Source organism: Porphyrobacter sp. THAI-01a (genome assembly GCF_056868655.1).
This window is the reverse complement of sequence record NZ_CP180579.1, coordinates 1,517,187-1,530,359: the sequence shown is the minus strand read 5'-3', so window position 1 is coordinate 1,530,359 and position 13,173 is coordinate 1,517,187. Positions and strand designations below refer to the sequence as shown.

General features: G+C 69.4%; 11 protein-coding genes. 1 reads left to right on the top strand and 10 read right to left on the bottom strand.

What is annotated here, in order from left to right:
* Window positions 1-10: 10 nt before the first annotated feature.
* The 4 genes from ACMX37_RS07430 to ACMX37_RS07415 form a co-directional block, all read right to left on the bottom strand.
* A complete protein-coding gene (locus tag ACMX37_RS07430) occupies window positions 11-1,417 on the bottom strand; it encodes a sensor histidine kinase (protein ID WP_483148214.1) in 1,407 nt (468 codons plus the stop codon).
* A complete protein-coding gene (locus tag ACMX37_RS07425; protein WP_483148213.1) occupies window positions 1,417-2,340 on the bottom strand; it encodes a hypothetical protein in 924 nt (307 codons plus the stop codon). Before ACMX37_RS07425 ends, ACMX37_RS07430 begins: the two co-directional genes overlap by 1 nt.
* A gap of 53 nt (window positions 2,341-2,393) precedes the next feature.
* Window positions 2,394-3,593, bottom strand: coding sequence for a hypothetical protein (locus tag ACMX37_RS07420; RefSeq protein WP_483148212.1), 1,200 nt, complete (start codon window positions 3,591-3,593; stop codon window positions 2,394-2,396).
* A gap of 114 nt (window positions 3,594-3,707) precedes the next feature.
* On the bottom strand, window positions 3,708-4,034 hold the full coding sequence (locus ACMX37_RS07415) for an Hpt domain-containing protein (protein WP_088914400.1): 327 nt from the start codon (window positions 4,032-4,034) through the stop codon (window positions 3,708-3,710).
* Window positions 4,035-4,104: 70 nt separating this feature from the next.
* On the opposite strand from ACMX37_RS07415, the gene ACMX37_RS07410 reads away from it, so the two are divergent.
* Window positions 4,105-6,648, top strand: a complete 2,544-nt coding sequence (locus tag ACMX37_RS07410) for a coiled-coil domain-containing protein (RefSeq protein ID WP_483148211.1) — start codon at window positions 4,105-4,107, stop codon at window positions 6,646-6,648.
* Here the strand turns inward: ACMX37_RS07410 and ACMX37_RS07405 are convergent.
* The 6 genes from ACMX37_RS07405 to ACMX37_RS07380 form a co-directional block, all read right to left on the bottom strand.
* Window positions 6,645-6,926, bottom strand: coding sequence for a DUF1467 family protein (locus ACMX37_RS07405; RefSeq protein ID WP_483148210.1), 282 nt, complete (start codon window positions 6,924-6,926; stop codon window positions 6,645-6,647). The two genes, ACMX37_RS07410 and ACMX37_RS07405, sit on opposite strands and share 4 nt — an antisense overlap.
* On the bottom strand, window positions 6,926-8,512 hold the full coding sequence (locus ACMX37_RS07400; protein ID WP_483148376.1) for a ribonuclease J: 1,587 nt from the start codon (window positions 8,510-8,512) through the stop codon (window positions 6,926-6,928). Before ACMX37_RS07400 ends, ACMX37_RS07405 begins: the two co-directional genes overlap by 1 nt.
* A 95-nt stretch (window positions 8,513-8,607) precedes the next feature.
* Window positions 8,608-9,402 carry a type III pantothenate kinase gene (locus ACMX37_RS07395; protein WP_483148209.1) on the bottom strand — a complete coding sequence of 265 codons (795 nt, stop codon included), beginning with the start codon at window positions 9,400-9,402 and terminating at the stop codon, window positions 8,608-8,610.
* Between the two features lie 16 nt (window positions 9,403-9,418).
* Window positions 9,419-10,129, bottom strand: coding sequence for a biotin--[acetyl-CoA-carboxylase] ligase (locus ACMX37_RS07390; protein WP_483148208.1), 711 nt, complete (start codon window positions 10,127-10,129; stop codon window positions 9,419-9,421).
* Window positions 10,126-11,604: an NADH-quinone oxidoreductase subunit NuoN gene (gene nuoN / locus ACMX37_RS07385; protein WP_483148207.1), complete on the bottom strand. Its 1,479-nt coding sequence runs from the start codon at window positions 11,602-11,604 to the stop codon at window positions 10,126-10,128. Before nuoN ends, ACMX37_RS07390 begins: the two co-directional genes overlap by 4 nt.
* Window positions 11,604-13,169: an NADH-quinone oxidoreductase subunit M gene (locus ACMX37_RS07380; protein ID WP_483148206.1), complete on the bottom strand. Its 1,566-nt coding sequence runs from the start codon at window positions 13,167-13,169 to the stop codon at window positions 11,604-11,606. Before ACMX37_RS07380 ends, nuoN begins: the two co-directional genes overlap by 1 nt.
* Window positions 13,170-13,173: the final 4 nt, after the last annotated feature.

Here is a 13,173-nt window from a genome sequence, read left to right as displayed (position 1 = left end):
GCGGTGCGGATCAGGCGGCCGGCAGTTCGAGCCGGAACACCGCCCCCCCGCCGGGCGCACTCCCGACCGTAAGGCTCCCCTCCATCGCCTCGGCAAGCCGGCGCGAGATGTAGAGGCCGAGGCCCGATCCCTTATCGCGCCCGCCGTCGCTGTCGCGACCGAGGCGCTCGCCCTTGTCGAATATCCGCTCCGCCTGTTCGGGCGTGATACCCGGGCCCTCGTCGGCGACCGTCACCGCCACCCGTCCCTCGCCTGCGGCACAAGCCGAGATTGTCACCGTGCTCGCCGCCGGGGCATAGGCGATGGCGTTGCCGACGAGGTTGATGAGGATCTGCAGCACGCGCCGGAACTCGGCCGTGGCAACCGCCGCCCCGCGCTCGCCCTCGACCACCAGCACCGTCTCGCGGTGCTGGGCGCGCACGCCGAGGATGCCGGCCGCGCGGGTGGCGGCATCGGCAAGGTCGACCGGCTCGCGCGCCGTGCTGAAGCCGGGCGTTTCGACCACCTCGAGATCGGCGAGGTCATCGAGCATGGCGGCAAGGTGCTGGCCGGCGCTGGCGATGGTGCCGGCATATTCGCTGTATTCCTCGCGCAAGGGCCCGGCGAGGCGCGCGCGGATGGTCTCGGCATTGGCGATGATCCGCGCCACCGGCTGGCGCAGCACCGGGGCGAGCGCGGTGCCGACGAGGCGGGTCGTCGCGGTCTCGGGCGCCTCGCTGGCGCTGTCGGCCGGCGGCGCCTCGGCGAGCGGTTCCTCGGCGATCAGCAGCAGTTCGAAGCCTTGCGGGTTGTGCAGGTCGGACCCGAGCGGGATCAGCCGCGCGCGCCAGTGCCGCGCCGAGCCGGGCAGACGGCAGGCCGCGCCGTCGAGCAGCCGCCAGTGGAGCGGCTGGTGGTGGCTGATGCCGGTCAGCTCGATCAGGTCGCTCCACACCCGCCCCGGCGTCGCGCGCGCGGCGGCCTCGAGCGCGGCGGCATCGCGGGCGCGCGCGCTCAGCACCTGGACCTGCTGGCGCGCGTCGAGCCGCGCGCTGACCTCGGCTGTGGCCCGGTCGATGGAATCGATGCGATCGGCGAATTCGCGCGGGTTCGGCGAGGTCACGGGACTGCGCTGCCAGTTCTCCACCAGCACCTCGCAGCCACCCCCGTCGTCTTCGGCGATCGGATGGATGCGGGCGAAGCCCGAGACCTCGGCATCGCCGTCATAGGCGGAAAAGCCGCGCGCGATCCTGAGGCCCATGCGCCGCGCCTGCTGCACCAGCGCGAGCAGTTCGGGGATCGCCAGCGTCCCCGGCAGATCGCCCCCGCAACGCTCCTGCAACTCGGCGAGCGGTGCATCGGCGCTGAGCAGCCGGTCGCGCGCGTCGGTCAGGCCATAGGCGCCGAGCAGGCTGTCGGTGCGGTCCATGCTGTTCATCACCCGCCCTGCTCGCCGCCGAGCAGCGCGGCGGCGCGCTCGGGCGAGACGGCGGCGAGCATGCGCGGCAGGCGGCCGGCGGGCTCGACCAGCAGCAACTGGCGTTCGATCGCCGGCGGTGCGAGACCCGCGGCGCGCAGCAGCAGGGCAAAGCGCATCCCCTGCCCTTCATGACAGGCCAGCACCGCCGCGCCGCGGGGCGTGGGGGTCGTCACCGCCAGCGCGCTTGCGAACATGGCCAATCCCGCGTGATCCAGCGCCTGCGCGGCAACAACACCCCGGCGCAGGCTTGCCACCAGTCGCGCCATCAGGCCGAGGCGCGAGGCGCCCTCGTCATACGCCGCCACCAGCCCTGCGCGCCCCGGCCCCTCCGGCAGCCGCGCGAGCAGGGTGTGGAACAGTTCGGCGGGTAGCTCGCCGAGCGGCAGCTCCATCCGCCGCTGGCCCTGCACGAATCGCGATTGCGCGGCCAGGGCCGCCATCGCCAGCGCGGAGACGGCGGTGTCCTCGGACGCGATCAGCTCCTGCAGCAGCGGGCTCAGCACAGGGTCGATGGCGTGGCGCTGGTGCAGGCGCTCGGCGGCAAGGCTTTCGGCGGCGAGCGCATGGCAATGGGCGAGCAGCGCCGCATCGGTCGTCAGGGTATCGGCAAGGGCTTCTGCCGCGAGCGGATCCCCGCCGATGGCGCGGGTCGCCGGATCGTGGCCGGCTTCTGCGGCGATAAGCTGGGCGGCGAGATCGGCGATCATCCCGCGCACACGGGCAAGGATCGCCTCGCTCAGAAGGGCCTGGGCTTCCGATCCGAGCAGGTGACGCAGGACCGGGACGACAGCCGACAGCGCGCGGGCTTCCCGCGCGAGTTCGTCCCGCAGGATCGCCTCGACAGCTTGGTCGGCGGCAAGGTCCATCGTCTCTTCGCCCATTGTCGCATCCGGCCTAGCGCCGGCATAGTTAAGGACGGGTTAGATCAATCCCGTCAGCGGCGCAGCAGCAAAGCTGCGACCAGCCCCAAGGCGAGACAGGCGAACGCTTCGGGTAAAAGGCCGAAGGCGGCGGCAAGAGCGAGGACGAGGAGCATCGCGGGCCGGTCGGCGGCGGTGGTCGCGAGGTTCGCGGCGGGCGGGCGTGAGACGGCGCGGGCAAGGCCGACGACCACCGGTCCGAGCACGGCGAGCGGCTGCCATTCGGGCCAGGGCGCGAGGGCGAACCACGCAGTGGCGGCGGCAAGCGCGTCGGCCGCAGCCCCCAGAACCGCCCCGCCGCGCGGCGTCCGGTCCTCGCGCAGCAGCCGTGCGGCGAGAGCGCCGAAGGTGCGTGCGGCCTCGGCGCCGAAGGCTCCGGCTGCCGCCAGCGCGAGGCCTGCCGCCGGAAAGCCGAAGGCGGCGAGCATCACCGCTGCAAGGAGCGCCACCAGCGCTAGGCTCCCGGCGACCAGCCCGCCCTGCGCCAGACCGCGCGGAACCAGCGCCCGCACCAGCATCGCCGCGAGCGAGGCGGAGGGCGCGCGCCAGTCCGAAACGGGGGCGGCGCGGGCGACGAGGTCTGCCTCGTGCCGCTCGACCGCCGTCGCGCTCTCGGCCAGCAGCCAGCTCTCGGGCACCAGTTCGCGCGCGGCGAGTTCGCGCGTCGGTGTTCCGGCCTGAAGGGCAAGGCGCAGCAGCAGCGAGATGGCGTCGGCATCCTCGGGGAAATCGGACAGGTGCTGCACCGGCGCGCCGCGCATGGCCAGAACGCCCGCCCAGTGGCGGCTCGCGTCGATGCGCTCGAAATCCTCTGGGCGGCTCACGGCCAGCGGATGATCGGCGGAGATGGTGGCCACCGCGCGGCTCAGGCGGTCCTCGCCGCCCCCGCCGAAGACAGCGCGCACCACCTGCGGATCGGGAACCAGCCCGTCGAGCAGGACGACGAGATCGTCCTCCGCCCGCACCAGGGCGGGCAGTGCGGCAAAGCCCTTGAGCGCGTGGAACTGCACCCCGCCCGCCTCGAGGGCCTGCTGCAGACCGAGGATGTCGTCGGTGGCGGCAAGGTTTTCGGTCAGGCAGAGCACCCGCTCGACCCCGAGATCCGTCAGCAGCGCCGCCTGCCAGGCCAGCACGCTGCGCCCCGCAAGCGGCATGGCGGCGCGCAATGTGCCGTCATCGCTTCGCCGGAGCGCGGCGATCAGACCGATGCGCATGGCTCCACCCTTCCCTTCTCTCTCCCGCGGGGAGAACAAGGGATTGGCGGTTTCGGCGGCGCGGTTCAAGCGGGAGCCGCGGGGTTGCCCCCATGCGCGGCCCGGCGCGGCGGATCAGCGGAACTTCGGATCGCGGCTGTGGGCGCGGTTAAAGCGGGCGAGCACCGCTTCAACCTCGCGGATCGCCATCGGCTCGCCCGGGGCGGCGTGAAGCGCGATCTCGGCGGCCTGGAGCAGGTCGTCGGCGTGGAAGCTTGCGGCAAGGCCCTTCAGGCGCATCGCCGCGACGTGCCAGTTGCCGTCGCAACGGGCGCGCTTCAGCAGATCGAGCTGCTTGGCCGCGCTCTCGAGGAAGGCGCTGCGCAGCTCGCGCAGCAGCACGGCATCGTCGCCGGCCGCAGCCGCAAGGGTCGCATCGAGGGCACCGTGGTTGAACGCCATGCGGCAGGGATAGGCCTGATTGGGTTAAAGCGGGGTTTATCCCGAGTCGCGCTGTGGTATGGAGTGTCCCATGGCAGGACGGCACCAGATGCGCGCCTTGGGGCGCAAGAGCGGCGATGACGGCGCAGGGGACATGGTTTCCGGCGAAATCGAGGCAGGCGAGGAGGCTCTCGATCTCGCCGACACCTGGGTCGAGGACGAAGAGGCCTCAGAGGCCCCCTCCCCTGCCCGGACGGGCTGGATGGCGCCCGCCCTTGCGCTGCTGGTCGTTGCCGGCTGGACGGCGTTCTTCATCTGGGCGCAGCTCCCTTCAATCACCGCCGGGATCACGCCCGCGCAAGGGGCGGAATGGGTCGTCGCCTGGGCGGTCCCGGTCGTGCTGGTCGGGATCGTCTGGCTGCTGATGCTACGCACCTCGCGTGCCGAGGCGCACCGCTTCGCCGCCACCGCCGCATCGATGAACCGCGAAAGCGCGGCGCTCGAGGCACGGCTCAAGGTCGTCAACCGCGAACTCAGCCTCGCGCGCGAATTCCTCGCCGCCGAGGCGCGCGATCTCGAGGCGCTGGGGCGGATCGCGGCCGAGCGGCTGTCGACCCACGCGGGCGAGTTGCAGGCACTCATTCGCAACAATGGCGCCGAGGTCGAGACCATCGCTACCACCAGCGAAACGGCCCTCGGCAACATGAACCGCCTGCGTGACGATCTGCCGGTGATCGCCAATGCCGCGCGCGACGTTGCGAACCAGATCGGCGGCGCGGGGCGCGTGGCCGAGGAGCAGCTCGGACGGCTCGCGGGCGGGTTCGACCGGCTCGCCGCCTCTGGCGCCGAAAGCGAGACCCTCGTCGCGCGGCTCGGCGGCAATGTCGGCGAGACACTGTCCGCTTTCGAGGACCAGCTGGCACGGATCGAGGCGCTGGTGACCCAGCGTTTCGCCGCCTTGCAGTCGGAGGCCGAGACCTATCGGACCCGCGTCTCCGAACTCGAGGAGGCGGCGCTTGCCGCCCTGCGTGAGCGTGCGGGCACGGCGGCGCAGGAGACCGAAACCATCGCCGCGCGCCTGCAAGAGGCCGGCGAGACCGCCCAGACGCGCTTTGCCGAAGCGATTGCGGCGCTGCATGAAGGCCTGCTCGAAAAGCTCCGTCTGGTCGATGATCTCGACCGCAGCACCAGCGCGGCCTCGGGCGAACGCATCACCCAGCTACGCGACGAGGCGATCCGCTTCGACGAACAACTCGCGGCCCGCAACCGCCGGTTCGACGAGCTGATCGAGCAGCGCCAGGCCGCCTTCGAGACCCACGAGGCACAGGCCAGCGAAGTGCTGGCACAGCGCCTCGCCGCGCTCGACGATGCCCTCGCCCAGCGGCGGGAGGCGCAGATGGCCGAGATCGAGAAGCTGGTCGCCCAGAGCGAGGACATGGCCGCGCGCGTGGCGGAACTCGGCCGCGTCGTCGGCGAGGCCGGACAGACCGGCGAGGCGGCCCGTGCGAGCCTGACGGGTGCGCTCGAGGGCATCTCGCAGCAGCTCGCCGAAAAGCGCGTTGCCCTGGCGACAACCGAAGAGCAGATGGCACAGCTGACCGACCAGAGCGTGCGTCTGCTCGAGATCCTGCAATCGGGCGCGCGCACCTGCCGCGAGGACCTTTCGGCCGCGATCGGCAATGCGAACGCCGCGCTCGAAGGGGTCGAGGCCCGGGCGGACAAGGTCGGGGCGCTGATGCTCCGCAGCACCGAGTCGGGCAGCGACCTGTCGGACTACCTCGTGAAGACCCGCGCCGAGATCGATGCGGCGGAAGTCGCCATCGCCGGTTTCAAGTCACGCCTTGCCGAGGATACGGAAGACGCCCTCGCCCGCCTGCAGGGCCTGCGGGGCGGGTTCGCGCGCCTGGCCGAGGAGAGCGGCACGCTCGGCGGCGCGGCGCAGGAGAGCCTGCGCGACGCGCTCGGACAGCTTGAAACCGCGATTGCACAGGCCTTCGCCACGCTCGACGAGGGCGCGCGCGAGCGGATGCTGGCGGCGGCGGGCGCTCTCGGGACCGAAGCTGTCGAGGCGCTGGAGCGCACCTTGCGCAACGAAACCGCGGCGACGCTCGGCAAGCTCGAACAGTCCGCCGCCCACGCCTCGGGCGTCGGACGCGAGGCGGCGATCCAGCTGCGCGACCAGCTGGTGAAGGTCAACGAGCTCACCGGCAATCTCGAACAGCGCATCACCCGCGCGCGCGAACTGGCCGAGGAGCAGGTCAACAACGACTTCGCGCGGCGCATGGCGCTGATCACCGATGCGCTCAATTCGGCCGCTATCGACATCGCCGGCGCCCTGTCGAGCGAAATCGCGGACACGGCTTGGGAGGCCTATCTCAAGGGCGACCGGGGGATATTCACCCGCCGCGCGGTCCGGCTCATCGACAATGGCACCGCGAAGGAGATCGCCACGCTCTACAGCGCCGACGAGACCTTCAGGGCCAATGTCAGCCGCTATATCCACGATTTCGAGGCCCTGCTGCGCCAGACGCTCTCGACCCGTGACGGGCACGTGCTGAGCGTGACCATGCTCGGATCGGACATGGGCAAGCTCTACGTCGCGCTCGCCCAGGCGATCCAGCGCTTCAGGACCTAGCGGCCCGCGCCCGGCGGCTTGGGCAGGAAGTCCACATCGGCGGCGGTGATCCAGCCATTGAGGTAGTTCGCGACGAACAGCGCGGTGAGCACAGCCGCGATCACCGTCGCGCGCAGGGCGAGCCGGCCGGGCCGGAAGTTGACCGGCGCACTGTCGGCCTGTCCCGGCACCTTTTCGACCCCCGCCTCTTCGGCCGTGCGCACTCCGAAGGGGAGCATGACGAAGGCGCTCATGACCCAGAACAGGAAGTAGATCGCGGCGATCGATGTGATCTGCATCAGGCTGCAGCTCCCGGCATCACCACCCGCACCTGAGGCCGCTTGCCCGACCAGCGCTGCGCGGCGCGGCGGGCGGCAAGGCGCGCAGCCTCGCGGACCGCCGCCTCGTCCCGCGCGTCTTTGCCCTTGAGGCGCTTGATCGCGTTGAGAACATCCTGCGAGGCTTCGGCGAGGAATTCGGGCAGGTCCTCGTCAAGCGGCAGGCCCACCGCCTCGATCACCGGCTCCGCGCCGCGCGCCAGGACCACCACCAGCACGCCCTCGCCCGCGATGCGGCGGCGCATGGTGATCGCATCGCCATCGGCAGGCGCGATGATATCCCCGTCGAGCACGAGACGGCCCGCGCGCACCTCGGCGACCTTGCCCGGCTTGCCCGGAGCGAGGCGCACGAGATCGCCGTTCTTCTGGACCACCTGCGCAGGAATCCCGGCTGCCTTCCCAACCCGCGCCTGCTCGGCCATGTGGCGAATCTCGCCGTGGACGGGAACGAGAACTTGGGGCTTGAGCCACTCGTAGAGCGCCTCCAGCTCCGGCCGCCCGGGGTGGCCCGAAACGTGGATCAGCGCCTGCCGGTCGGTCACCATCGTGATCCCGCGCGCGGCGAGCTGGTTCTGGATGCGGCCGATGGCGATCTCGTTGCCCGGGATCTGGCGCGAGGAGAACAGCACGACGTCACCCGCCGTCAATTCGATCGGGTGATTGTTCTCCGCCATCCGCGCCAGCGCGGCGCGCGGCTCGCCCTGCCCGCCGGTGGCGAGGATAAGCACCTCGCCGCGGGGGAGGCCCATCGCGGTGTCGAAATCGACCGGCGTCGGGAAGTCCTGAAGATAGCCGTTATCCTGCGCGACCTCGATGATCCGGTCGAGCGAGCGGCCCGCGACGCAGATCTGCCGCCCGGTCTCGCGCGCGACCTCGCCCAGGGTTTGCAGGCGCGCGACGTTGCTGGCGAAAGTGGTGACGACGACCCGCTTGCCCGTGTGGCGCGCGACCTCCTCCATCAACGCGCGGTGCACCGCGCCTTCGCTGCCAGAGGGATTGGGGTTGAAGACGTTGGTGGAATCGCAGACCAGCGCGAGCACGCCCTCCTCGCCGATTTCGCGCAGTTCCTCCTCGGTGGTCGGCTCGCCGATGATCGGTTCCTCGTCGAGCTTCCAGTCGCCGGTGTGGAAGATGCGCCCGTGGGGCGTGTCGATCAGCAGCGCGTTGCCTTCCGCGATCGAGTGGGCGAGCGGCAGGTAGGTGATGGTGAAGGGCCCAAGCTCGAGCGTCCCGTGGTCCTCCTCGATGATGTTGAGTTCGACCTGCCCCAGCAGCCCGGCCTCTTCCAGCTTGCGGGCGACCAGATCGGCGGTGAAGGGCGTGGCATAAAGCGGCACGCCGAGATCGCCCGCGAAATAGGGCACCGCGCCGATGTGGTCCTCGTGCGCATGGGTAAGGACGATGCCGAGCAGGTCCTTGCGCCGTTCCTCGATGAAGTCGAGATCGGCGAAGACCAGTTCGACCCCCGGATATTCATTGCCCGAGAAGGTCATGCCCAGATCGACCATGATCCACTTGCCCTGTGTGCCGTAGAGATTGACGTTCATGCCGATCTCGCCCGAGCCGCCGAGCGCAAGGAACAGGAGTTCGTCTTCGGGAGTGTAATCGTTCTTCAAGGTGTGTCCGGTTCTGTCTGAGAGGATCAACCGCCCTCGGCCTGGCGGGCGAGGATGGCGAGGCCATCGAGGGTGAGGTCGGCGTCGACGTGATCGAAGATCTCCGTCGCGTCGTCGAACAATATGGCGAGCCCTCCCGTGGCGACAACCTTTGCGGGCCGTCCGATCTCCGATTTCATCTTCGCGACCATGCCTTCCATCATCGCGACATAGCCCCAGAACACGCCGATCAGCATCTGGTCCTCGGTATTGCGACCGATGACCGAGCGGCTGGCGGGCGCCTTGATCGCGATGCGGGGGAGCTTGGCGGTCTTGCCGACCAAGGCATCGAGGCTGAGGTTGATCCCCGGCGCGATCGAGCCGCCCTTGTAGGCGCCGGTGAAGTCGACCGCCTCGAACTTGGTCGCGGTGCCGAAGTCCACCACGATCAGGTCGCCGCCATACTTGTGGTGCGCGGCGAGAATGTTGAGCGCGCGGTCGGCGCCAAGCGAGGACGGCTGGTCGACGTCGATCTCGAAGCGCCAACGCGCCGCGCCCTGCCCGGCGAAGAGCGGGGTCTTGCCGAAATACTTCTGGCACAGGACGGTGAGGTTGTGGTCGGCGCGCGGCACGACCGAGGCGACGATGATCTGGGTGATCTGCTCGCGCTCGATTCCCTCGATCTTCAGGAGCTGGAGCAACCAAACCGCATATTCGTCGCCGGTGCGGCGCGGGTCGGTAGCGATCCGCCAGCGCGCGCGGATCGTGTGCGTGCCGTCCGCGGCAAGGTCGAACAGCGCGAAGACGACATTGGTGTTCCCGACATCGGCGGCGAGCAGCATTTCGTGGGTCCTCGGATTAGGAGATATCGCCTGCGCGAATGACACGTTCGCGGCCATCCGCCAAGCGCAGGCGCAGGGCCCCGTCGGATTCCTCGAGCCCCGCGAAGGTGCCGGACAGCACCGAACCATCGGTATCGTGGACCGTGAGGGGCGAGCCCTGAGCGTGGATCGAGCCGGCAAGAAAGGCCTGAAGCGTCGCCTCGAGGCCGTAGGTGCGCCAGGCTTCGAGCCGGCGGTCGAAGGCGGCGGCCAGGCTGGCGGCGAAATCCTCGAGCGGCGGGGGCGCGGCGATGTCGCCAAGGGCGGCGGTCTTGCGGTCGGGCAATTGCGGCGCGCGGACGAGGTTGACGCCGATCCCGACGATGATGTGGCCGCGCACCATCTCGAGCAGGATGCCAGAGAGCTTCCCGCCCTCCAGCAGCACGTCGTTGGGCCACTTGAGCGAAAGCCCGGCGCCCTCGCCAATTGCGGTTGCGCAGGCATCGCGAACGGCGAGTGCGGCGACGAAGCTCAGCGAGGCGGGCGGCGGGGCAGGTTCCCCCAGCGCGACGACGGTCGAGCCCATGAAATTACCCGCCCCGTCGAACCATTCCCGCCCCTGCCGACCGCGCCCGGCGGTCTGGCGGCGGGCGACCAGCCATGACCCTTCCGCCCAGCCCTCGCCCGAGCGTAGACGCGCGGCGAGGTCGGCGTTGGTCGATCCGGTCTCTTCGACGAGGTGGATCAAACCGCGAGGAACAGCGATGCGGCGGCCTTGCCGGCCAGATCGGTCAGCGAGGGCGTCAGCAGGTAGCCCAGCGGCGAGATGATCAGCGCGGTCAGCACGAGCAGCACCCAATGGCCCGCCTCGCTCTTGCCGGTGACAAGGCCCGCAGGCTCGTCGAAGAACATCACCTTGACGAACTTAATATAGTAGAAGGCCCCGATCACGCTCGCGGCAATGGCGATGGCGCCGAAAGCGACAAGGCCGGCCTCGATGGTCGCCTGGAACACCACGAACTTGGCGTAGAAGCCGAGAAGCGGCGGGATGCCGGCGAGGCTGAACATGAAGAGCAGCAGCGCCCAGGCGATGGCCGGCCGGGTGACCGAGAGGCCGCGGATGTCGGCGAAGGTCTCGTAGAGCGCCCCGTCCTCGGCCCGAAGCATCAGCAGCGCGACGAAGCAGCCGATGCTCATGGCGACATAGATGAAGAGGTACACCAGCATCGCTGCCGCCCCATCGGCATTCGCCACGGCCAGACCGAGCAGGATGAAGCCGATGTTGTTGATCGAGGAATAGGCGAGCAGGCGCTTCAGGTTCTCCTGCCCGATCGCCCCGAGCGCGCCGAAGACGATCGAGGCCAATGCCATGAACATGACGATCTGCTGCCACGCGGCGACCTGGCCGCCGAACACCTCGAACACCACGCGGGCAGTCAGGCCCACGGCGGCGACCTTGGGCGCGGTGGCGAAGAAGGTGGTGACGGGGGTCGGCGCGCCCTCGTACACGTCCGGAGTCCACATGTGGAACGGCACGGCGCTGATCTTGAAGGCTAACCCTGAGAGCACGAAGATCACCCCGAACAGCGCCCCGTAGCCCATCTCGCCGCTCAGCCCCGCGCGCACCGCGGCAAAGGAGGTGCCGCCGGTGAAGCCGTAGAGCAGGCTCATACCGTAAAGCAGGATGCCGCTCGCGAGCGCGCCGAGCACGAAGTACTTCAGTCCCGCCTCACCCGAGCGCGTGTCGCGGCGCAGGATGGCGGCGAGGACGTAGGCAGAGAGGCTGTTGAGCTCGAGCCCGAGATAGAGGCTCATGAAGTCGTTGGCCGAGACCATGATGCTCATGCCGACCGCGGCGAAGATTACCAGCACCGGATATTCGGCGCGCATGCCTCGCTCCGTGCCTGCGGCGGGGCCGGCGAAGAAGGCCGGCGCGATCATCAGGGCGGCGATCGCCGAAAGGTAGATCAGGGCCTTGGCGAAGAGCGCGAAGCTGTCGATCTTGACGAGGCCGCCGAAGGCGAGCGTCGCCGGGCCGTCGCTGCCGGTGTGGAGACCCGGGACCAGCATGAGGCCCGCGCCGAACAGCGCGGCAGCGGCAGCAATGGCAATCAGCCGCGCGGCCCTGTCTCCGCCCCACGCGGCGACCAGCAGCAGGACGAGGCCGGTGAAGCTCAGCAGCAGCTCGGGAATGACGAGCGCGAAGGAAGCGGCGAAATCCATCAGTGCGCGCCCTCCTCGGCGCTCGAATGCTCGGAAGCCCCGTGATGCGACAGTGCGTTGGCGGCCTCGGCGCGCGGAGTGCCCGGCGCGAGGCGGGCGTCACCCGCCGGGGCGGCGCTCGCGAGCCGCGCGTCGAGCACGGCGATGTCGGCCCGCATCGGGGCAAGGAAGCTCTCGGGATAGACGCCCATCCACAGCACGGCGGCGGCGATGGGGGCCATCATGATCCACTCGCGCGCCGTGATGTCGGGCATGGCGGCGGCGTCTTCGTTGGTCTGCCCGCCGAAGGCGACGCGGCGGTAAAGGTAGAGCATGTAGGCCGCGCCAAGGATGATCCCGGTGGTGCAGATCAGCGCGACGAGGCTCGAGGTCTGGTAGATCCCCGCCAGCGACAGGAACTCGCCGACGAAACCGCTGGTCCCCGGCAGGCCGATCGAAGCCATCGTGAACAGCAGGAAGAACAGCGCGTAGTAGGGCATGTTGATCGCCAGGCCGCCGTAACGGGCGATCTCACGGGTGTGCAACCGGTCGTAGATGACCCCCACACAAAGGAACAACGCCCCCGACACGAGCCCGTGACTGAGCATCACGATCATCGCGCCTTCCAGACCCTGCACGTTGAAGGCGAAAAGTCCTACGGTGACGATCGCCATGTGCGCCACGGACGAATAGGCGATCAGCTTCTTCATGTCGGCCTGCACCAGCGCCACCAGCGAGGTATAGACCACCGCGATCATCGACAGGGCGAACACCAGCCAGGCGAACTGCGCGGAAGCCTCGGGGAACATCGGCAGGCTGAAGCGGATGAAGCCGTAGCCGCCAAGCTTGAGCAGCACGCCCGCCAGGATCACCGAACCGGCGGTCGGCGCCTGCACGTGGGCATCGGGCAGCCAGGTGTGGAGCGGCCACATCGGAACCTTGACGGCAAAGCTCGCGAAGAAGGCCAGCCACAGCCAAGTCTGCGCGCCTGCCGGGAAGCCGTATTCCATCAGCGTCGGGATGTCGGAGGTTCCGGCCTCGGCCACCATCCAGAACATCGCGACCAGCATCAGCACCGAGCCGAGCAGCGTGTAGAGGAAGAACTTGTAGCTCGCGTAGATGCGGTTGTCCCCGCCCCACACCCCGATGATGAGATACATCGGGATCAGGCCCGCCTCGAAGAAGACGTAGAACAGGAACAGGTCCTGCGCCGCGAAGGTGCCGATCATCAGCACCTCCATGAACAGGAAGGCCGCCATGTATTCGCCGACGCGCTTCTCGATCGAATCCCAGCTGGCCAAGATGCAGACCGGCATCAGGAATACGCTGAGCATGATCAGCAGCAGCGCGATCCCGTCGATCCCCAAGGCATAGCTGAAGCCCGCGAAGAGCTCGGCGCGTTCGGTGAACTGCCACTGCGGGCCGCCGATCTCGTAGTTGGACCACAGGACAACGCCGAGCGCGAAGGTGACGAGCGTCGCCCCGAGCGCGATCCAGCGGGCGGCATTGGCGCCCGCGAACAGGCACGCCGTCGCGCCCGCCAGCGGCACGCACATCATCAGCGACAGGATGGGAAGGCCTTCCATTACG